A 404-nucleotide genomic window follows, 5' to 3' on the forward strand; every position below is an offset into this window, starting at 1 on the left:
GAGCTTGTTCTTCGCGGTCGCCTCGGCCTGCGCGAACTGCGGGTCGGTGCTGATGATGCGCGGGTGGATGTTCAGGGTGTTGTGCAGGCCCTGGCTCTGCGCCCAGTCGAAGAACGCCTTCTCGTCGGGGAACTTCGACGGGTCCATCTCCCAGCCGTCCCAGGTGGCGGGCGACTTGAAGTCGGTGTCGGTGACCAGCACGTCCAACGGCACGTTCTCGGACCGGAAGTCGGGCAGGATGGTGTTCTCGTAGTCGGCCGCGGTGCGGTCGAGGTACTCGGAGTACCAGACGCCGTAGGCCCATTCGGGCAGCAGCTCGGAGGGGCCGGTGAGCGTGGCCAGGTCCTCGAGCGCCTGCTGGTAGTCGTGCCCGTAGCCGAAGAGGTAGCCGTCCTGGTAGGGCG

General features: G+C 66.8%; 1 protein-coding gene. It reads right to left on the bottom strand.

Translation table 11 applies throughout. The features are described 5' to 3' along the window. On the bottom strand, positions 1–404 hold a 404-nt coding region (locus AC5RWQ_RS30685; RefSeq protein WP_494286079.1), incomplete at both ends, for a TIM-barrel domain-containing protein.

This window comes from Micromonospora sp. BS32, from assembly GCF_059089345.1.